General features: G+C 74.2%; 12 protein-coding genes. 7 read left to right on the top strand and 5 right to left on the bottom strand.

The window, feature by feature from the left end:
• Window positions 1-49 precede the first annotated feature (49 nt).
• Complete coding sequence (locus V5O46_RS08840; protein ID WP_332883925.1) at window positions 50-238, bottom strand: hypothetical protein; 189 nt, start codon at window positions 236-238, stop codon at window positions 50-52.
• 112 nt (window positions 239-350) lie between these two features.
• Window positions 351-2798 (bottom strand): SpoIIE family protein phosphatase, encoded by a 2448-nt coding sequence (locus tag V5O46_RS08845; RefSeq protein WP_332883926.1) that lies wholly within the window; start codon window positions 2796-2798, stop codon window positions 351-353.
• A 132-nt stretch (window positions 2799-2930) separates the two neighbouring features.
• Here V5O46_RS08845 and V5O46_RS08850 point away from each other — a divergent pair, with 132 nt between their 5' ends.
• Window positions 2931-5081 (top strand): SpoIIE family protein phosphatase, encoded by a 2151-nt coding sequence (locus V5O46_RS08850; RefSeq protein WP_408648952.1) that lies wholly within the window; start codon window positions 2931-2933, stop codon window positions 5079-5081.
• 91 nt (window positions 5082-5172) lie between these two features.
• On the opposite strand, the gene V5O46_RS08855 is transcribed toward V5O46_RS08850, so the two are convergent.
• A complete protein-coding gene (locus V5O46_RS08855; RefSeq protein ID WP_332883928.1) occupies window positions 5173-6486 on the bottom strand; it encodes a S1 family peptidase in 1314 nt (437 codons plus the stop codon).
• A gap of 564 nt (window positions 6487-7050) precedes the next feature.
• Between V5O46_RS08855 and V5O46_RS08860 the strand changes: the two genes are divergently transcribed.
• The 4 genes from V5O46_RS08860 (at window position 7051) to V5O46_RS08875 (ending at window position 13251) form a co-directional block, all read left to right on the top strand.
• Window positions 7051-7266 carry a type A2 lantipeptide gene (locus V5O46_RS08860; RefSeq protein ID WP_332883929.1) on the top strand — a complete coding sequence of 72 codons (216 nt, stop codon included), beginning with the start codon at window positions 7051-7053 and terminating at the stop codon, window positions 7264-7266.
• Window positions 7267-7404: 138 nt separating this feature from the next.
• Window positions 7405-8211, top strand: a complete 807-nt coding sequence (locus V5O46_RS08865; protein WP_332883930.1) for an HlyD family efflux transporter periplasmic adaptor subunit — start codon at window positions 7405-7407, stop codon at window positions 8209-8211.
• Complete coding sequence (locus tag V5O46_RS08870; protein WP_332883931.1) at window positions 8208-10430, top strand: NHLP family bacteriocin export ABC transporter peptidase/permease/ATPase subunit; 2223 nt, start codon at window positions 8208-8210, stop codon at window positions 10428-10430. The genes V5O46_RS08865 and V5O46_RS08870 overlap by 4 nt, the downstream gene beginning before the upstream one ends.
• A gap of 1 nt (window position 10431) precedes the next feature.
• Complete coding sequence (locus V5O46_RS08875) at window positions 10432-13251, top strand: NHLP bacteriocin export ABC transporter permease/ATPase subunit (RefSeq protein WP_332883932.1); 2820 nt, start codon at window positions 10432-10434, stop codon at window positions 13249-13251.
• Between the two features lie 193 nt (window positions 13252-13444).
• On the opposite strand, the gene V5O46_RS08880 is transcribed toward V5O46_RS08875, so the two are convergent.
• Window positions 13445-13906 carry a subtilase-type protease inhibitor gene (locus V5O46_RS08880; RefSeq protein WP_332883933.1) on the bottom strand — a complete coding sequence of 154 codons (462 nt, stop codon included), beginning with the start codon at window positions 13904-13906 and terminating at the stop codon, window positions 13445-13447.
• Between the two features lie 322 nt (window positions 13907-14228).
• On the opposite strand from V5O46_RS08880, the gene V5O46_RS08885 reads away from it, so the two are divergent.
• Entirely contained in the window at window positions 14229-15398 is a 1170-nt protein-coding gene (locus tag V5O46_RS08885) for a lactate 2-monooxygenase (RefSeq protein WP_332883934.1), read from the top strand.
• Window positions 15395-16426, top strand: coding sequence for a 2-hydroxyacid dehydrogenase (locus V5O46_RS08890; protein WP_332883935.1), 1032 nt, complete (start codon window positions 15395-15397; stop codon window positions 16424-16426). The genes V5O46_RS08885 and V5O46_RS08890 overlap by 4 nt, the downstream gene beginning before the upstream one ends.
• A 122-nt stretch (window positions 16427-16548) precedes the next feature.
• Here the strand turns inward: V5O46_RS08890 and V5O46_RS08895 are convergent, their stop codons facing one another.
• A complete protein-coding gene (locus V5O46_RS08895; protein ID WP_332883936.1) occupies window positions 16549-18129 on the bottom strand; it encodes an RICIN domain-containing protein in 1581 nt (526 codons plus the stop codon).
• Between the last annotated feature and the right edge of the window lie 372 nt (window positions 18130-18501).

Raw genomic sequence — 18501 nt, forward strand, 5'->3', positions numbered from 1 at the left:
ATCCCGCGAGGTCGGGGCCCGCCCCTGCCGCCGCCTGCCCCCGGCGGGGTCAGTCCTCACCCCTGATGATGTGCGGCTCCGGGCCGGGCTGCGGCGGGCGGGGGCCCTTGCCGTCCTCGACGGCCGGCACACAGGTGCGCGGCACCGCCGTACCGCGCCTGCGGCGAGCCTCGGACCAGCCGGTCTCCGGGTGTGGGTCGACGGGTTCCTCGCTGGTGTCCGTGACCAAGGGTTTCATCCTCCTCAGTGTGGATTTGACCAGTTTTGTCGGCGGTCGGGTGCCCGGCGCCGTGCCCGTCAAACGCCGGTCCGGGGCCCGGCCGGTGCGGCGCGGGGGTGTGGGCCGGTGGTCAGCGGCCCAGCGGGAGCTCGCTCCACACCTGCTTGCCGCCGCCGGCGGGCAGCGTCCCCCATGCCGCCGACACCGCCTCGACCAGCAGGATGCCCCGACCGCCCGTGGCCTCCCAGCTGACGCTGGTGGGCCTGGCCGGGGCGCGGGGCGAGGCGTCGGCGACGGCGACGCGCATCCGGTCGCCGACCAGGGTGAGATCGAGCCGGACCTGGCCCCGGGTGTGCACGAGGGCGTTGGTGACGAGCTCGGAGACGACCAGCAGCACGGCGTCGAGGCCGTCCGACGCGATGCCCCAGCCGCGCAGGGTGCGGCGGGTGAACCGGCGGGCGTGCGACACGGCCTCGGGCACCCGCCACACCGTCCAGCTCTCGCGCAGCGGGCGCAGCGCCATGCCGTCGTAGCGCAGGAGCAGCAGCGCGACGTCGTCGCTGCGGTGGGCGCTGCCGAGCAGGGCGTCGGCGACCGGTCCGAGACGCGCGGGGTCGGCGGCAGCGAGCGCCTGCGCGAACCGGTCGACGCCCTCGTCGATGTCGGCGTCGGCGGACTCGACCAGACCGTCCGTGGTCAGCGCCAGCAGCGTGCCGGGCCGGAGCCGGAGCGGACTCATCGGGAAGTCGGCGCGGTCGGCCACGCCCAGCGGCAGGCCCCCCTCCACCTCCGCGATCTCCGTACTGCCGTCCGGGTGGCGCAGCACCGGCGGCAGATGCCCAGCCCGCACACACCAGGCGGTCCCCTCCTCCAGGTCCAGCTCGACGTACGCACAGGTGGCGAAGAGGTCGGTCTCCATGTCCACCAGCAGCCGGTTGGCGTGCGAGACCACCACGTCCGGCGGGTGGCCCTCGGCGGCGTAGGCACGCAGGGCGGTGCGCATCTGGCCCATGAGAGTGGCGGCGCCGGCGCTGTGCCCCTGGACGTCGCCGATGACCAGGGCCACGCGGTGGTCGGGCAGCGGGATCACGTCGTACCAGTCGCCGCCCAGCTCCAGTCCGGCCGTGCTGGGCAGATAGCGGGCGACGGCGACCGCCCCCGGCAGCTCCGGCAGGCGGCGCGGCAGCAGCTGGCGCTGGAGCATGCCGACGAGTTCGTGTTCGGCGTCGAAGGCGTGGGCACGCATCAGGGCCTGCCCGGCGAGGCCGGCGGACGCGGTGAGCAGGGCGCGTTCGTCGGGGCCGAAGTGGTGCGGGCGGTCCCAGCCGATGAGGCAGGCGCCGGCCATGCGCCCTCCGGCGGGCAGCGGCAGCACCGCGAGCCCGCCGGGGCCGACCTCGGCGAGGGCCGGTTCCAGGTCCGCGGTGCCGGCCGGCCAGATCCGGGCGCGGCCCTCCCGCAGCGCCGCGGCGAGCGTGGGCATGGCGCGCACCGGGGCGTCGGGCCACTCGGTGCGCCACTCCAGCCGCCACAGCTCGGGCCACGCCTCGGGCTCGGACGGGTCCAGGACGGTCACGACGAGCCGGTCGTTCTCCAGTTCGGCCAGCGCCATCCGGTCGGCGCGCAGCGGTGCACGCAGCGCCGCGACCACGGCCTGGCCGACATCACGGACGGTGCCCGCGGTGGCGAGCGCGGCGGCCAGGCGCTGCACCCGCGTGACGTCCGTGATGCCGGGGCGCTGGGTGGAGGCGTCGGCGACCGTGCCGGCCAGGCGAGCCGGGCGGCCCTCGCCGCCGGGCAGCAGCCGCCCGCGCAGCCGGAGCCACCTGGGCGGCCCGGTGGGCTGCACCACGCGGAACTCCAGCTCCCGGTCGCCGATGGACATGTGGTCGGCCTCCACCACCGACATCAGCGAGGGCAGGTCCTCGGGGACCGTCAGGGCGAGCAGCGTCTCGACCCTGCCGTCGAAGCCGTCCGGGTCGAGGCCGAACAGGCCGAGAACGGCGTCGCCGACCTCGATGCGCCCGGTGTCCATGGCGAGCCCGAAGGCGTCCGCCGGGAGCCGGCCGCCCTCGCCGCCGGCCGCCGGGACCGGGCGGACGGCGGCCTCGGCGATCAGCGCCAGGGCGGCGCGCTCGTCGGTGCCGAATCCGCCCGGCTGCTCGGTGACGGCGAGGAGGCAGCCGCCGCCGTCCCCGGGGACCGGCAGCGCCGCCAGCCAGAAGTCGCCGGACGGCCCGCGCCGCGCCACGGCGCCCTCGGCGAGCTCGCCTGGACCGAGCCAGACCGGGCGCCCCGTGCGGTGGGCGTCGGCCACCGGCGAGCCGTCGCGGGCCGGGTGGACGTCGCGCAGTCCGTACAGCGTGCCCGGCACCCCGGCCGACTCCGCCAGGCACAGCAGTTCGCCGTCCCGGCCCGGGACGTACACGGCGGCGAAGGCGGCCCCGGCGAAGACGAGCGCCTGTTCCAGGATCCGCCGCGGCCTCTCGGCGGTGTCCCGCTGGGAGAGCAGGGCCCGCAGGGCGCTCTCGGCACGCAGCGTTCTCGATCCGCGTCGCACAGCACCCTCACCGACCACGCCGCCATTACAGCGCTTGCGGGACGACTGCGCAGCCCCTTCGGCCGTACGGCGCCGCACGGCTCGCCGTGCGCGGCGGCGCGCCAGGAGAGAGATTTGAGTACCGGGCCGTACGCGTGGCCGTGCGAGGAGGTGGTCGGCGTGTCCGACGGGAACTCGCCCGCGCAGCCCCCGGCACCGGGGAACACGGTCGGCCGGCCCGTGCTGTCCCTGGCGCTGGCGTCGATGATGGAGGACTCCCACGCGCATGCCGGAGCCGTGTATCTGCTGTCCGGGGACCCGCCGGTGCTGGAGCTGGCCGTGATGGCGGGGCTGCCCCGCACCTTCGCGGCGCCCTGGGAGCGGGTGGTCCTCAACTCGAACGTGCCGGTCGCCGACGCGGTGCGGGAGCGGCGGCTGGTCTGGGTCGGCGGCGAGGAGGAGATGGCGCGGCGCTACCCACGTGTCGCCGTGGTGCTCCCCTATCCGTTCGCGCTGGTCGCGCTACCGGTCGCGACCGGGTCCACGGTCTTCGGGGCGATCTTTCTGACCTGGCCGGGCACCCGGTCGCAGGAGCTGTCGGAGCGGGAGCGGGAGCATCTGGTCTCCGCCTGCGGGCGGCTCGCGGTCCGGCTGGAGCGGGCGGCCGAGGCACAGGTGCCGGTCCACGCCGAGCCCGATCTGCTCGCCGCGCCCACGCTCGGCGGGGTGGCCGGCACACTCGGCGCCCTGGAGGCGGTGCGGATGGCCGCGCGGCTGCCGTACGGGCTGTGCTCGCTCGATCTGCACGCCAAGGTCGGCTTCGCCAACGCCGCGGCGGGCGAGCTGCTCGGCGTCCCGGCGAGCCGGCTGCTCGGCACCCATCTGTGGACGTCGGTGCCGTGGCTGAACGACCCGGTGTACGAGGACCGCTACCGGGCGGCGCTGCTGAGCCAGCAGACCACGTCCTTCGTGGCGCTGCGCCCGCCGGGCGAGTGGCTGTCGTTCCGGCTGTATCCGAGCCGGAACGGGCTGAGCGTGCGCATCACCCGGGCCCGTGGCGTGTCGCGGTCGGCGGGGACCGCCCCGCCGGTACGGGAGACGCCGTCCCGGCTGGTCACCATCTCCCAGGTGGTGAGCCTCACCGGGGCGCTGTCGGAGGCGGTGGGCGTCCGGGACGTGGTCGAGCTGATCGCGGACGAGATCGCCCCGACGGTGGGCAGCCAGGCGCTGGTCGTCCTCGGCTCCCGGGCTGGCCGGCTGCATGTGCTGGGGCACCGCGGCTATCCGGACCCGTACACCGTGGAGCAGTTCGAGGGCATGCCGCTGACCGAGCGGACACCGGGCACCCAGGTGCTGAAGTCCGGGGTGCCCGCGTTCATCGAGTCCTGGGACCAGCTGCAGCGGCTGTACCCGGCCCGGCGGACGACCCCGGACGGCTACGCGGCCTGGGCCTTCCTGCCGCTGATCGCCTCCGGGCGGTCCGTGGGCACCTGTGTGCTCGCCTACGCCGAGCCGCACTCCTTCCCGACGGAGGAACGGGCGGTGCTCACCAGCCTGGCCGGGCTGGTCGCCCAGGCCCTGGACCGGGCGCTGCTGTACGACGCCAAGCACCGGCTGGCGCACGGGCTGCAGGAGGCGCTGCTGCCGCGCTCCCTGCCTGCGCTGCCGGGCATGGAGACCGCGGCCCGCTATCTGCCGGCCACCCGCGGCATGGACATCGGCGGTGACTTCTACGACCTGGTGCCGGCCGGGGGTACGGCGGCGGCGGTGATCGGGGACGTGCAGGGGCACAACGTGACGGCGGCGGGGCTGATGGGACAGGTGCGGACGGCGGTGCGCGCGTACACGGCGGTCGGCCAGCCGCCCGAGGAGGTGATGCGCAGCACCAACCGGCTGCTGATCGACTTCGGCACCGAGCTGTTCGTGAGCTGTCTGTACCTGCGGCTGGACCCGGACGAGCGCTGCGCCGTGATGGCCCGCGCCGGTCATCCGCCGCCGCTGCTGCGCCGGCCGGACGGGCGGGTGCGGGTGCTGGACCTGGCCGGCGGGCCGCTGCTGGGCATCGATGCCGCGGCCGGGTACCCGACGACACGGGTCGGCCTCCCGCCCGGTTCGCTGCTGGCCCTGTACACCGACGGCCTGGTGGAGTCCCCCGGGGCGGACTTCGAGGAGGCGCTCGCCGACCTGGGCCGGCGCCTGGGCGAGGCCGGGGATCTGCCGCTGGACGAGCTCGCGGACGCCCTGGTGCGGCACGAGGCCGACGCGGAGGAGCGGCTCGACGACATCGCCCTGCTGCTGCTCCGGGCCCGCGAGTCCTCCTGAACCGGCCGCACATGTCGGTCCGGCCCTCCCGCCGGAGGGCCGGACCTGTCCACCGGGGTGGGGTCGCCGGTGGTTCGGTGAGGCGTCGCGGCTAGCGCGTCTGCGCCGGTCCGGAGCCGTCCGCGGCGCCGTCGCCGACGTCCTCGCCGGTGTCGTCGTCCGCGTCCTCGCCGGTTCCGATGCCGTCGTCACCGGTGTCGCCACCGGCGCCCTCGTCACCGGGCTGCTCGCCGCCGATGCCCTGGCCGTCGCCCGCGTCGTCGCCCGCCTGGCCGCCTGACCCGTCGCCCACGCCGAGTGTCGCGCCGACCGCGGCGAGGGCGGTGGTGACCGGCTGGAAGAAGGTCTCTCCGCCGACGGTGCAGTCGCCGCTGCCGCCCGAGGTGAGGCCGATCGCGAGGCCGTCCCGGGTGAACAGCGAGCCGCCGCTGTCGCCGGGCTCGGCGCACACGTCGGTCTGGATGAGCCCGGTGACGGTGCCCTCCGGGTAGTTCACCGTCGCGTCCAGCCCCAGCACCTGGCCGTCGGCGAGACCGGTGGTGCTGCCCATCCGGAACACCTCCTGGCCGACCGTGGCCTCGGCCGCCGCGCTGATCGGGACGGTCTGGTTGCCGAGGTTCACCTCGCTCGGGGCGTCGGTGGCCGGGTCGTCGTAGGTGACGAGCGCGAAGTCGCCCTGGCCCGGGAAGACGGCCTGGTCGACGGTGCCGATGGGGGCGCCGTTCTGCTGGTCGGACCACTGGGCGGTGGCGACCCCGCAGTGCCCGGCGGTCAGGAAGGCGGGCGAGCCGTCGCCCGCGGTGACGTTGAAGCCGAGGGAACAGCGGGAACCGCCGCCGAAGATGGCGTCGCCGCCGGAGGCGAACGTCTTGAAGGTGCCGGGGGACTTCTTGATGGTCGCCATACCCGCGCCGAGCTTGCCCACGGTCGACTCCAGCCGGTCCCACCTGTCGCCGGTGACGGTGGAGTCCGCGGTCACCAGGATCTTGTTGGTGCGCGGGTCGACGGCCCAGGAGGTGCCGGGGATGGTCGCCTCGGCCTTCAGGGTCTGCGCCCCGGCGCGGAGTTCGGCGATGCTGTTGTCGACCTCGCGGACCGCCGCGCCCGCCTTCTTGGCCTGCACGATCACGTTGTTGTTGTCGCCGGAGATCACGTTGACGACGAGCTGCTGTTCGTCGGCGTCGTAGTACGAGCCGGCGAAGGCGTCGCCGAGCAGGCCGGCGAGCTGTGAGGCGAGATCCGGGGCGTCCGCCGCCTTCAGGGTCCGCGGCGCTGCGGCGGTGTCGTCCGACGCACCGTCCTGCGAGGCGTTGGCGTGCGGCAGCAGGATCGCGGCCGCGCCGAGCGCGACGACACCGCCTGCGGCCATCGCCGCCTTGCGCTTCGGCATTCGCTTGTGACTCAACCTACTCCGCCTCCTGGATCGGGGTCCGTGCCGCCGGTCGGCGGCAATTCCGGGCGCCTGGCTGGCTGTTGGTACGCAGGGGCCCGGTGGGGCGTTCAATCCCCCGCGACCGGCACACTCCGCGACCGATCGGCGACGGTCAGTTCCGGTCACTGAGCGGAATCACTGCTTCAGGGAATCTGCACATCCAATGCCCAAGCCGGTCACCGCCGCCCGAGGTTCTGCACACCCGCCCGGTCCCGCACACGCCTTTGGGGCGGGAGTGCCGGATTCGCGGCCCCGGCGGCAAGGGCCGGGGTGCACCGATGCCGTGGGGCATGTGAAGAAGTCGCCGCGAAGGCGTGCGCACACCTGCACGCTTGGTTGCCTGCCGGACGCAAGTGCCCAGGTGGGAGGGGGTGGTTGATTGGAAGGGGGGCGCTGCCGCGTGCTTTGATCCATCGCACCGCGGGGGCCGCGGAGAGCCCTTCCCGGGGCGCCCGGCGCCCGTGTCGCGGCCGTCATCTGTCCCCAGAGGGGGCCGCTCCCCCCTTGTGAATTGGCTACAGGAAGGGAAGTTCCCACATGAACTCCACCCCCCAGGTCGAGACCGTCGAGATCTCCGACGCCGAGCTGGACAACGTCTCCGGCGGCCTCTCCGTGAACGCCGTGGGCACCGCCGCCGGCGTTCTGGACGGCGTCGCCCCGGTCTCGGGCCTGGTCGACACGGCCGTCGGCACCGTCGAGGGTGTCACCGGCCTGAACACCGCCCCGGTCACCAACCTGGTCGCCGGTCTCTGATCGCGCCCTGGTGCCGCCGAGGTCCCGGAGCCCCTGACGGCTCCGGGGCTTTCGGCCGTCCCGCTCTCGAGAACCCGCTCCCCCGGAGACCCGCTCCCCCCGAGAGCCCGCTCCCTTCGCACCGCTGGACCCTCTGACGTGCAATTCCGCCAACAGGCCCTCGCCAAGCTCCAGTCACCGGAGGAGCTCGACATCCCCGTGCGCCTCGCCCGCCCCCAGGGCTGGCTGGTGCTGTCCGTGACCGTGCTCGCGATGGCCGCCGCCTCCGTGTGGGCGGTCACCGGCTCGGTGACCTCCACGGTCGGCGCGCCCGCCGTCCTCACCCACGGGCAGGGCAGCTACCTGCTGCAGAGCCCCGTCGCGGGTCAGGTCACCGCCGTGCTCACCGAGCAGGGCCGGCGGCTCCCGGCGGACGCCCCGGTCCTGAAGGTCCGTACCGGCGACGGCGAGACCGTGGTGCGCACGGTCGAGGCCGGCCGGATCAGCGCGCTCGCCGCGACCGTCGGCCAGATCATCACCACCGGTGCCGACGTCGCCGCCGTGGAGCGGATCGCCGGCGCCGACGACCCGCTGTACGCCACCGTCTACGTCCCCGCCCGGAACGCCGCGGCCATTCCCGCGCACGCCGCGGTCGACCTGACCGTGCAGTCGGTGCCCAGCCAGGAGTACGGGGTACTGCGCGGCGAGGTGAAGTCGGTGGACCGCACCGCCCAGTCGGCTCGGCAGATCGCCGCGTTCCTCGGGGATGCGCAGCTCGCCGAGCAGTTCGCCCAGGGGGGCAGGCCGGTGGCCGTGACCGTCGAGCTGAGAAGGTCCTCCGCCACGCGGAGCGGCTACGCGTGGTCCTCCGCGGCCGGGCCGCCGTATCCGCTCACCTCCATGACCCTGGCCACCGGCTCGATCCGGCTGGCCGACGAGCGTCCCGTCGACTGGCTGCTGCCGTGAGCGCCGCACCGGAGGCCCGGGGCAGACGCCGCGCCGCCCCGCCGAAACGCACGGTGCCCCGGGCGCGCGCGAAGACCGTGCGCACCCCGACCGTGCTGCAGATGGAGGCCGTGGAGTGCGGCGCCGCCGCCCTGGCGATGGTGCTCGGCCACTACGGCCGGCATGTCCCGCTGGAGGAGCTGCGCATCGCCTGCGGTGTCTCCCGCGACGGCTCGCGCGCCGGCAATCTGCTGAAGGCGGCCCGCTCCTACGGGCTGACCGCCAAGGGCATGCAGATGGACCTGGCCGCCCTCGCCGGGGTACCGGCGCCGGCCGTGCTGTTCTGGGAGTTCAACCACTATGTCGTCTACGACGGCATGGGCCGCCGCTTCGGCCGCCGCGGCGTCTTCGTCAACGACCCCGGCAAGGGCCGCCGGTTCGTGCCGCTGGAGGAGTTCGACGGCTCGTTCACCGGCGTGGTGCTGACCATGGAGCCCGGCGAGGACTTCACCCGGGGCGGGCGCAGGCCCGGCGTGCTCGGGGCGATGCCGGCCCGGCTGCGCGGCACCGCGGGCACCCTGCCGGCCGCGGTGCTGGCCAGTCTGCTGCTGGTGCTGGTCGGCGCGGCGGTGCCGGCACTCAGCCGCACCTATATCGACATGTTCCTGATCGGGGGACAGACCTCGCTGCTGGGCGTCCTGTTCGCGGCCATGGCGGCCTGCGTGCTGCTCACCCTCGTGCTGACCTGGCTCCAGCAGGCCAATCTGCTGCACGGGAGGCTGATCTCCTCCACCCTCTCCAGCGCACGCTTCCTGCGTCATCTGCTGCGGCTGCCGGTGACGTTCTTCGGTCAGCGCAGCCCGGCCGACCTGGTGCAGCGGCTGCAGTCCAACGACGCGGTGGCCGAGACGCTGGCCCGCGACCTGGCGGCGGCGGGCGTGGACGCGGTGGTCGTGGTGGTCTACGCGCTGCTGCTGTACACCTACGATCCCCAGCTGACGTTCGTGGGCGTCGGGGTGGCGCTGCTGAACGTGGTGGCGATGCGGGTCGTGGTCCGGCTGCGGGCGACGCGCACGGCGAAGCTGCGCGCGGACACCGCCCGGCTCACCAACACCGCGTACACCGGTCTGCAGCTGATCGAGACGATGAAGGCGACCGGCGGCGAGGACGGCTACTTCCGCAAGTGGGCCGGGCAGCACGCGACCACGCTGGAGGAGCAGCAGCGGCTCGGGGTGCCGACCGCGTGGCTGGGCGTGGTGGCGCCGACGCTGGCCACCCTCAACAGCGCGCTGATCCTGTGGATCGGGGGGCTGCGGGCGGTGGAGGGGCATGTCTCCATCGGGCTGCTGGTCGCCTTCCAGGCGCTGGTGACCCGGTTCACCGCCCCGCTGACCCGGCTGAACGGCGTGGCGGGCCGCATCCAGGACTTCGCGGCCGACGTGGCCCGGCTGAAGGACGTGGAGAACTTCCGCGCCGACCCGCTCTACGACCGCCCGGGCGGCGGCGACTCCGCCCGGCGGCTGCACGGCCACGTCGAACTGCAGAACGTCTCCTTCGGCTACAACCCGCTCGACAAGCCGCTGCTCACCGGCTTCGACCTGACCGTGGGCCCCGGGCAGCAGGTGGCGCTGGTCGGCGGCTCCGGCAGCGGCAAGTCCACGGTCTCCCGGCTGATCTCGGGCCTGTACACGCCGTGGGACGGGGTGATCCGCATCGACGGGCAGCGTCTGCAGGACATTCCGCGCGGGGCGCTGGCGGCCTCCGTCTCCTTCGTCGACCAGGAGCTGTTCCTGTTCGAGGGCACCGTCCGGGACAACGTGGCGCTGTGGGACCCGTCCGTCCCGGACGAGGCGGTTCTCGAGGCGCTGCGGGACGCCGCGCTGCACGACGTCGTCATGCGCCGCCCCGGGGGCATCCACAGCCGGGTCGAGCAGGACGGCCGGAACTTCTCCGGCGGACAGCGCCAGCGGCTGGAGATCGCGCGGGCGCTGGTGCGCCGGCCCAGCATCCTGGTGCTGGACGAGGTGACCAGCGCCCTGGACGCCCGGACCGAGCTGGTGGTCATGGACAACCTGCGCCGGCGGGGCTGTGCCTGTGTGGTGATCGCGCACCGGCTGAGCACCGTCCGGGACAGCGACGAGATCGTGGTGCTGCAGCACGGCACGGTCGTGGAGCGCGGCCGGCACGCGGAGCTGGTGGCGCGCGGCGGCGCGTATGCGGCGCTGGTCAGGGAGCGGTGAGATGACGGCTGTGCACGAGGGGGACGACCTCGTCCTGGGCGCGTTCGGCGCGCTGGGCACCCCGGTCGACTGCGCCGGGCTGAACCGGCTGGACCTGGCGGGTCCGCAGGTGCTGTGGCTGGTGGCGGCGGGCGCGGTGGACCTGTTCGCGGTGGACGCCGCCCAGCAGGGCCACTGGCACCACCTGGGCCGGCTGGAGGCGGGCTCGCTGCTGCTCGGTCCGGTCGCCGGTCCGCAGCACACACTGGTCGCCCGGCCGCTGCGGGACTGCGTGGTGCACCGCATCGGGCTGCGCGAGCTGTACCAGCCGGCGCCCACCGAGACGTGGTCGTACGACGCGTACGGCAACCCGCAGTACGTCTCGCCGACGACGAGTCCGCTGGAGTACGCGCTCGCGCTCGGCGCCGGCCGCAGCCTGTCGATCCTGTTCCAGGCGCCGATGGCGACCGAGGGGGCGGCCGCGCCCGCCGACGACGACGTGTTCTGGATGCAGGTGCCGCCGGGCAGCGTGCAGTACGGCTCGCTGTACGGCGCCGAGGCCGCCGCAGATCTGCTGATGGACCCGGCGCTGTGGCAGGGCATGGTCGACCAGCAGTACCGGCTGCTGACCACGCTGGACCGCTGGATCGAGCAGCTGGAGCGCACCCACGAGTCCCGTACGGCGGCCGGTATCCGGGCCGGGGAGGCGGTGCGCGTCCAGGCCGACCGGACGCTGCTGGCGTCGATCGGCAAGCGGTCCCGGCAGCGGGCCACGGGCGCCGACGCGGACGCCACCTACGCGGTCTGCAAGGTGGTCGCGAAGGCGGCCGGGATCACGCTGGCCGAGCCCACCCAGGGCGGCACCGGGGCCGACCGGCTCGACCCGGTGGAACAGGTGGCGCTCGCCTCGCGGGTGCGCACCCGGGCGGTGCGGCTGGACGGGCGCTGGTGGCGGGAGAACGTCGGGCCGCTGGTCGGGCACCGCGCGCTGTCGGGGGCGCCGGTGGCGCTGCTGTGGCGGCGCGGCGGCTATGTGGCGGTGCATCCGGCGACCGGCCGGGAGACGCCGGTGGAGAAGGCGAACGCCGGGGAGTTCGAGCCTCGTGCGGTGGTGTTCTACCGGCCGCTGCCGGAGCGCCGGCTCGGTCCGCTGCGGCTGCTGCGGTTCAGTCTGCGCGGCACCCGCGGCGATCTGGGTGCGCTGCTGGCCGGCGGGCTGGTGACGGTGGCCGTCGGGGCACTGGTCCCGCTCGCCACCGGCCAGGTGCTCGGCGAGTTCGTGCCGGCGGCGCGGACCGGGCTGATCGTGCAGGTCTGTCTGGCGGTGATGCTCAGCAGCGTGGTGGCGGCGGCCTTCATGCTGCTGCAGAACCTCACCATCCTGCGGCTGGAGGGCCGGATCGAGGCCACGCTGCAACCGGCGGTGTGGGACCGTCTGCTGCGGCTGCCGACGTCGTTCTTCGCCGACCGGTCCACCGGTGAGCTGGCGAGCGCGGCCATGGGCGTCAGCCAGATCCGCAGACTGCTCGCCGGGGTCGGGCCGACGGTGGCGCAGTCGGTGACGGTCGGTGCGATGAACCTCGGGCTGCTGCTGTGGTTCAGCGTGCCGATGGCCCTCGCGGCGATCGGCATGCTGGTCGTGGTCGCCGGGGTGTTCCTCGGGCTGGGGCTGTGGCAGGTGCGCTGGCAGCGGCGGCTGGTGGTGCTCACCAACAAGCTGAACAACCAGGCCTTCCAGACGCTGCGCGGCCTGCCCAAGCTGCGGGTGGCGGCGGCGGAGAACTACGCGTACGCGGCCTGGGCGGCGCAGTTCGCGCGCAGCCGGGAGCTGCAGCAGGGGGCCGGCCGCGTCAAGAACCTCAACGCGGTGCTCGGCGCGGTGTATCTGCCGCTGTGCACGCTGCTGATGTTCATGCTGCTGGCGGGTCCGGCGCGCGGATCGATGTCGGCGGCGGCGTTCCTGACCTTCAACACCTCGGTGACCATGCTGCTCACCTCGGTGACCCAGCTGACCGGCGCGTTCGTCTCGGCGGTGGCCGCGCTGCCGCTGTTCGAACAGATCAGGCCGGTGCTGGAGGCGACGCCGGAGGTGCGCACGGCGAGCACCCGGCCGGGGCCGCTGTCCGGGGCGATCGAGGCGCGGCGGCTGTCGTTCCGGTACTCCGACGACGGTCCGCTGGTGCTGGACGACGTGTCGCTCGAGGTACGGCCGGGTGAGTTCGTGGCGGTCGTCGGTCCCAGCGGCTGCGGCAAGTCGACGCTGCTTCGGCTGCTGATCGGCTTCGACCGGCCGCTGTCCGGCAGTGTCCTGTACGACGGTCAGGATCTGGCCGCCCTCGACCGGTCGGCGGTGCGCCGCCAGTGCGGGGTGGTGCTGCAGCACGCGCAGCCGTTCACGGGGTCGATCCTGGACGTCATCTGCGGCACCGAGCCGTATACGCCGGAGGAGGCGATGGCCGCCGCCGCCATGGCGGGGCTGGCCGAGGACATCGAGCGGATGCCGATGGGGCTGCACACCGTCGTCTCGGGCAGCGGAGCGGTCTCCGGCGGTCAGCGGCAGCGGCTGATGATCGCTCAGGCGCTGGTCCGGCGGCCGCGGATCCTGTTCTTCGACGAGGCGACCAGCGCCCTGGACAACGAGACGCAGCGCACGGTGATCGAGTCGACCAAGGCCCTCAACGCCACCCGTGTGGTGATCGCGCACCGTCTGTCGACGGTCCTGGACGCGGACCGGGTGGTCGTGATGGAGGACGGCAGGGTCGCGCAGCAGGGTCCGCCCGCCCAGCTGCTGGCGGACACCGGGGGCCGGCTGCACGAGCTGGTGCGGCGGCAGTTGGCGTGAGACCCGCCGGCCGCCGCCGCACCGGAGCGGTGCCGGCGGGACGCCGGCACCGAGGGGGGAAGATCCGGGGAACGGCGGGCGGCCCCACTCCGCCCGCCGCCCCCGTTGCGGGACCGCAGACTCCGCGGCGGCGCTCGCACTCCCCAGTCACGAGCCGCCGGTCACGCCGCGGGAAGGTATACGGTCCCGGTCCTCAGAACGCGAAGACGCTCGCGCTGTGGGCGTTCTTCACGCAGGGGTTGGCGAAGGTGCGTTCGTCGGCGATGCGGCGGCCCTCCCAGACGCCCTCGACGGTCACGACGACCGGGTCGTACTCCTTGGTGCACATCACGCCGTCCGTGGCCGTCAGGGCGTGCAGGTCGCCTCCGGCACCGCGCAGTTCGGCGCAGGCGAGAGCCGGGTCGGGATGCGTGCCCGAGGGGGTCGGGGCGCAGCTGAGGGTGGCGGCGCGCATCGGCGTGGCCGACGCCGCGTTCTCGCCGTGTGCCACGGTGAGCACCAGGGCCGAGGGCGCGTAGAGCGATGCGGGGGCGCTGTCCGGGGCGGCCTGGGCGGCCGGTCCGGCCGGGGCGGCGCCTGCGGCGCCGGCGAGGGGCCCGAGGGCGGTGGTGATCGCGAGGCCCAGGGTGGTCGCCCAGCGCGCGGTGTTCCGCATTGTGTGCTTCCTTCCGCTCGATTCGACGGGGGTGTGCCGGCCCGGACCGGTCGGTGCCGGGGACGGCGAGCGCGAGTCTGCCTAGTCCGGCGCCGAAACACACGTCGACCCCTCGGGTTTGAGTAACATTGCGTATTGAATCAGTGGCGTGAAGTTACGGACTGCGAACGTTTCTACGCGGTTACCAAGCGGCTTCTGATCGAGCGCGGTGGCTGGATGGCGTGTTTCCCGCGTTCCGCAATCGGCCTGAAACATTCCGCGCGCCTACTCGCGAGTATCGTCGGGACGACGCGAACTCGACGACGAGAGGCGGGACGTGCGGATGGCGAAGCACTGGGCGGACTTCCAGTACGAGATCTATCTGAACGGGACGACGGGTGCCGTGCCCCGGCTGCCCACCGATCTGACCCGCCTGGAGGAGCTCACCGAGCGGCGGCTCGGCCCGGGCCCCGTGGGATACGTGGCGGGCAGCGCCGGCGACGGCAGCACCGCCCGCGCCAACCGGGAGGCGCTGCGGCGGCGCCGGATCGTCCCGCGGATGCTGCGCGACGTGCACGAGCGGGACCTGTCCGTCGAGGTGCTGGGCCGCGCCCTGCCCGCCCCGCTGGCGCTGGCACCGGTCGGGGTGCTGTCGATCATGCATCCGGACGCCGAGCCGGCCGCCGCCCGGGCCGCCGCCGTGCAGGGTGTGCCGTACATCCTGTCCTCGGCCTCCAGCACACCGATGGAGGAGGTGGCGGAGGCGATGGGCGACGGCGAGCGCTGGTTCCAGCTCTACTGGCCGAAGGACGTCGAGGTGGCCCGCAGCTTCCTGCAGCGGGCCGGGGCCGCCGGGTACACGGCGCTGGTCGTCACGCTGGACACCCCGTTGCTGTCCTGGCGCCCGCGCGACCTGGACCAGGCCTATCTGCCGTTCCTGCGCGGGGTGGGCACCGCCAACTACTTCTCCGACCCGGCGTTCCGGGCGGGCCTGGCCAAGCCGGTGCACGAGGACCCGGACGCGGCGGTGATGCATTTCGTCGGCATGTTCGCCGACCCCGGCAAGACCTGGCCCGACCTGGCGTTCCTGCGCGAGCACTGGGACGGTCCGATCGTGCTGAAGGGCGTCCTGCACCCGGACGACGCCCGGCTGGCCGCCGACGCCGGGATGGACGGCGTGGTGGTGTCGAACCACGGCGGCCGGCAGGTGGCCGGTTCGGTCGCGGCGGCCGATGCGCTGCCCGGGGTGGCGGAGGCGGTCGGAGACCGGCTCACCGTCCTGTTCGACAGCGGGGTGCGCACCGGAGACGACGTGGTCAAGGCGCTCGCGCTCGGGGCACGGGCGGTCCTGGTGGGCCGGCCGTACGTGTACGGCCTGGGCCTGGACGGGCAGGCGGGCGTCGAGCACGTGATCCGGTGTCTGCTGGCCGAACTCGACCTCACCCTCGCCCTGTCCGGCCACGCCACCCCCGCCACGGTGGGCCCCGCCGACCTGGTGGCGGAGCCGGCATGAACGAGCAGACGGACAAGGGCGTCGCCGTCGGCGGGGGCGCGGCCGGGGACGACCGCCGCAAGCAGGTGCTCGCCGTCGTCTCCCCGCATGTCGGGGGCCGTTCGGCAGGGGCCGGGCTCGCCTCGCTGTTCCCGGGCGACGCGCAGGTCACCGTCGTGGAAACGGCCGACGAGGACCCCCGGGCGCTGCGCGAGGCCCAGGTCCTCGTCACCGCCCTCGCCCCGGTGACGGCGGGTCAGCTCGCCGCCGCGCGGCAGCTGGAACTGGTCCAGTGCGCCAGCCACGGCTTCGACTACGTCGACGTCGGCGCGGCGCGGGCACGCGGGATCCCGGTGTGCACGATCGGATCCAGCGGCGCCGAGGCGCAGAACGTGGCCGAGCAGACCTTCGCCCTGATGCTGGCGCTGGCCAAGCAGCTGGTGCCGGCCCATCTGGCGCTCGCCGAGGCCGACTGGGCGCTGCCCCGGCTGCAGGGCTCGCTGACCGAGCTGTCCGGCAAGACGCTCGGCATCGTGGGCCTGGGGCAGATCGGGCAGCAGGTCGCGCGCCGCGCCGCCGCTTTCGACATGACCGTCGTCTACGCCGGGCGGCGCCGGGTCTCCCCCGAGACCGAGGAGCGGCTCGGCGGCGCCCGGCACCTTCCGCTGGACGAACTGCTGCGCACCGCCGACTACGTCACCCTGCACACGCCGCTGACCGACGAGACCCACCGGCTGCTCGACGCCCGGCGGCTGGCGCTGCTCAGGCCGACGGCGTATGTGATCAACACCGCGCGGGGCGCGCTGATCGACCAGGACGCCCTCGCGGACGCACTGGAGCGGGGCACCCTGGCCGGGGCGGGTATCGACGTCTTCGACCCCGAACCGCCCACCCCGGCGCTGCGCCTGCTGAGGGCGCCCAACGTGGTCCTCTCCCCGCATGTCGCCGGGGTGACCCGGGAGACGGTGGTCCGGATCGCCCTGGCCGCGGTGGAGAACGTGACCGCGTTCCTGTCGGGCGAGCCGCCCCGGGACGTGGTGAACGCCTGAGCGCTCCGCTGGGAGTGCCGCGCTGTGCCGTCGCTCGTCCGCGGCGCCGTCGTGGCCGGTCGCGCAGTTCCCCGTGCCCCTTCGGGGCACTGCCGAACCGCAGCGGACCTCGCCCGACCTGCTCAGGCCGGCCGCCCGGACCCGGCGCCGCCGGCGGCCGCCGGGGCCCCGGCGGCCGGCAGGGACAGGGAGGAGCCCTCGGTCACCGTCTCGGGCCGCCAGAGCTGGGACTCCGAGCCGTCGCGCACCTTGACTACGATGTCAGCGCTCGTGTCGGGGGTGGTGGCGGCGAGGGCGAGCTGCTTCTGCCAGCGGGGCAGCAGCTCGCCGCGCACGGTCAGGTCGAAGCGGACGTCGTCGGCGCGCGCGGTGCCCTCGTCGGCGCAGGTGCCGAGGACGACGATGCCGGCGTCCGCGCGCGAGTCCAGGCACAGCCCGGGGTCCGCCACGCTCCGCAGCCGTCCGTCGTCCTCGTACGTCCACTGCTGGGTCCAGGCCGCGGAGCATCCCGCGAGCCGTGCGCCCGCCCCGGCCCGGGGCTCGCCGGGTACGTCGAGGCACAGTCCGGCGCCGACGTTGCGCAGCCGGGTCCGGCCGGGCGCGGTGGCCGGTCCGGGTTCGGGCGGGGTGGCAGTGCCGCGGCGGTCGGCGGCGCCGGTGGAGGCGGCCGGGTCGGCGCCGCCCCCGTCGTAGGACCACACGTTCACCACGAGCATCGTGACCAGCACCCCGGCCGAGGCGGCACCGACCCCTCTGAGGACCGAGCGTACGGAGCGCACGCCCCGCAGGGCGGGGACGGGGATCCGGGCCAGCGGTCCGGTGCGCCCGCCGCGGTGCCGGGCGGCACCCTGGCCGCGGGAGCCGTGGGCCGCGCGCCCGGGCCGGGAGTCGAAGTAGCGGCGGGCCCCCCAGCCGAGCACCGCTTCGGCGAGCAGCAGCCCCAACCCGCTCTCGATGTTGCTGAGTTGTTCCGCGGCGTGCCGGCAGTGCCGGCACTGCGCGAGATGTTCCTTGACATCCGGCAGCAGTTTGCCGCCCCGGCGAATGGGGACGTCGAGAAGGCGGTTGTAGAACCGGCAGTCCTGGCCCGGAGCCAGCTGCTGATGGGCATGTACACAACCGTCACGGAATTTCTCGCGAGCCTGCGCGAGGGTGGCCGACGCAGTGTCGGCGTCCATGCCCAGCAGACCGGCCGGCACGGATATCGGTTCGGCCTCGACCTCGGCGTGCCACAGCAAACAGCGGGACGGGGCGGGAAGGGCGGCGAATGCCCGCGCGGCCAGGGTGCGGTTTTCCGCGATCAGCGACTTGGCGGTCCGCATACCGCGTCCGCCCGCGGGTTTGAGCAGTTCCGGCAGAGTCCCGGAGAGCCGGTCGTCGGCCGACCACTGACGGACCGCGTCCCGCACGGCCACCAGCAGCCGGGGGCGCAGCGCGGTGGCCGACTCGCCCTGGGCGAGCCGGTCCAGGACACGGTGGAACGCGGCGGCGGTGACCATGGCGGCGACGCTGCCCGACGAGGCGAGACAGACGGACGCGTAGTCATGGACGGGCTGCCAGTGCCGGGCGGTCAGCTGTGCCACGGCGTCGGCGGCTTCGTACTCCGGACGGTCCCGCAGTCCGGCGGCGAGGGACTCGTCGGACTCCCCGGGATCACCGCCGGAGGGGCGGAGAAGGGGGCGAGGGGGGTGGGGGGTGGGCACTGAGACGGTTCCTTCCCACGCGCACGGTGCACACGAGTCTGTGTCACCCGAAAAGGAGCTCGAATTGGTGCATACCTTTTGGGTGCCGCATGGGGAGTTCGAACATCTCACCGATGATTCGGACCCGAGTTCTTCAAGGCGCGTGCGACACCCGGTCATTACCCCCCGCGCGGGTGCCTCACTCTCGCACAAACCCTCATGGTCAACAAGGCGCTCGGGCAACTTGCGCCACCGGAGCAGACCTTTGAAAGAAAGTCAGATTCGGCAAATGCCGGCACTCCCCGGAAAAGGGCCGCGCGCGGGACGGCGGATCTCCGGCGCCGGCGGCCCGGCCGGCACGACAGGCCACGGGACCGCCGGCCGCGCTCCCCC

Source organism: Streptomyces poriticola (assembly GCF_036689765.1).
Classification (GTDB): domain Bacteria; phylum Actinomycetota; class Actinomycetes; order Streptomycetales; family Streptomycetaceae; genus Streptomyces; species Streptomyces poriticola.

Excerpts from the sequence above, each read along its gene's own strand:
- V5O46_RS08840 (WP_332883925.1), bottom strand. The coding sequence starts at position 238 with ATGAAACCCTTGGTCACGGACACCAGCGAGGAACCCGTCGACCCACAC.
- V5O46_RS08860 (WP_332883929.1), top strand. The coding sequence starts at position 7,051 with ATGAACTCCACCCCCCAGGTCGAGACCGTCGAGATCTCCGACGCCGAG.
- V5O46_RS08875 (WP_332883932.1), top strand. The coding sequence starts at position 10,432 with ATGACGGCTGTGCACGAGGGGGACGACCTCGTCCTGGGCGCGTTCGGC.
- V5O46_RS08880 (WP_332883933.1), bottom strand. The coding sequence starts at position 13,906 with ATGCGGAACACCGCGCGCTGGGCGACCACCCTGGGCCTCGCGATCACC.
- V5O46_RS08885 (WP_332883934.1), top strand. The coding sequence starts at position 14,229 with ATGGCGAAGCACTGGGCGGACTTCCAGTACGAGATCTATCTGAACGGG.
- V5O46_RS08890 (WP_332883935.1), top strand. The coding sequence starts at position 15,395 with ATGAACGAGCAGACGGACAAGGGCGTCGCCGTCGGCGGGGGCGCGGCC.